Annotated in this window: 1 protein-coding gene and 1 pseudogene; both read left to right on the top strand. The window is 73.8% G+C overall.

Annotated features, from left to right (window positions below; translation table 11 throughout):
• Window positions 1-16 precede the first annotated feature (16 nt).
• The gene (locus tag C1I97_RS36325; RefSeq protein ID WP_181447081.1) at window positions 17-541 is read left to right on the top strand and encodes a Pvc16 family protein; all 525 of its coding nucleotides are present in this window, start codon (window positions 17-19) and stop codon (window positions 539-541) included.
• Window positions 541-1,876: pseudogene (locus C1I97_RS42605) on the top strand (hypothetical protein); the annotation flags it as partial. The gene C1I97_RS36325 and the pseudogene C1I97_RS42605, both read left to right, overlap by 1 nt.

Here is a 1,876-nt window from a genome sequence, read left to right as displayed (position 1 = left end):
CGGTCCCTCCATCGAGGTGTCCGACGCCGAGCAGGGCCTGGTGAACCCGCTGGGCGTCAACGTGATCCGGCGTTTCCCCATCTACCAGACCGTAGCGTTCGGCTCGCGCACCGTGGACGGCGCCGACCTTGAGCGCGAGGTGCTGCTCGGCCTCGGGATCGCTGCGCTGAACCGCCACGGAATCGTCCCTCGGTCGCTCGTTCGGTCCATCCTCGGCGCAATCGCGGTACCCAGCACACCCACCCGTCTGCTCGACCACCTGACTGCCGAGCCGCTCCACCATCCGGACAGTCAACCGCAGCGGATCACCGTGTCGCAGCTGCCGGTCGACGTCGACCTGTCGACGAAGATCTGGTCGTCACTGCAGTCCCCGATGCGGCCCTGTGCGCACTTCCTTGTGACGACCGTGTTCCTCGACCTCGGTGACAGCCCCTCCACCACACCGGAAGTGACAACGGCTCAGGTCGGTGTGCGGCCGAACGCGACAAGGTCGACAACACTGCCGCCGGGTGACACGGTGACGATCACGGGCGGTGCCTGATGCCTACGCCATCGGCCGACACCACCGCCACGGCCGGCTCCGGGCACCAGGACGCCTCCGGGTACCAGGACGCCTCCGGGTACCGGGACGCCTCCGCCCGTGCCCACGAACGGGATCTGGCCGCCCTTGCCGAGTCGATGTCGTTGTCCGTCCTGGGCGGCCTCGCCCACGGGGAGCCGCCGACGGACGGGTTCGCCCCGTTGCGGCAGTGGCTGGAGCGGGCCGATCCGGCGTCTCCGCTGCGGCGCATGGCCGAGGGCTTCGACCTGTCCCCCGCCGAACTCCAGCTGGTCGTCCTGCTGTTGGCGGCGAGCACGTCGGAGCCGGTCGCACGCGCCGCGGCCGATGCGGCGACCGCGAACGGCGGTGTGGCGGGCGGCGGTCTGCCGGTGTGGCTGGCTTGCCGCGCCGTAGGAGGACTGCGCCCCGCGATGCTGGCGGCGGGGCTGCCGCTGGTTCGGTTCGGCATGGTGGAGGTGGAACCGCCCTCGCCGCGGGTCGAGGCCCGGCTGGCGCTGGCCGCGCCGGTGCTGGACCGGCTTCTGGGCCAACCCGTCCGGGATCCGCTCGTGTCCAGCCGTATGGGGCCGGTCACGGCGCCCGCGGCCGCTCCCGTCGACGGAGGCGACCTGTCGGTTGCCATGGCGCGGTCCCTGGCCTCCCGAGGCCCGCTCGGCCTGCCGCCGCTCGTGTGGTTGCCCGACGCGGCGCTCGACGACGTGGCACGGGGCCTGGCCGCCCTGGGCCTCACACCGTGGCGCATCGCGGCCTGCGACATCCCCGAGGACGCCGAGTCGCGCGATCGTCTCGCCGCAGGGTGGAGCCGCGAGGCGATGCTGGACACCGCGGCCCTGGTGATCGACACCGCCGACTGCCCGCCGGGAGGACCGGTCGCGTCCTTCGCCGACCGTGTACTCGGCCATGTGCTGCTGACGGGACATCAGGTTCCCGACGGGCTCACCCGTGGGTTCCACGTGGTCCCGCCCCAGCAGGACAGTCCTGCCGCCGCCGTCCGGCGGTGGGCCGACGCGCTGGGGCCCGAACGCGCGGCCCGGCTGGGGCGCGGCGTGCACCGGATCGCCGCGCAGTTCCGGCTCGATGCCAAGGGGATCGCCACCGCGGCCGCCCGGGCCGCCGCGGCCGTCGACGCCGCCCCGGACCCCACGAGCGCGGCAGCCGCCCTCTGGCATGTCGCCGCCCGCTCCTTCACCCCGTCCCCGCTGCCCGGCGTGAGCCTGGTCGAGCCCGCCTACGACTGGGACGACATCGTGCTCCCACCCGCCACCGAGGCCGCGCTGCGCCGGGTGGAGTCACACGTGCGCCACGCGGCCCAGG

The sequence above is a fragment of the Streptomyces sp. NTH33 genome (assembly GCF_003236365.1).
Classification (GTDB): domain Bacteria; phylum Actinomycetota; class Actinomycetes; order Streptomycetales; family Streptomycetaceae; genus Streptomyces.
This window is presented reverse-complemented; position numbering and strand designations above follow the sequence as displayed.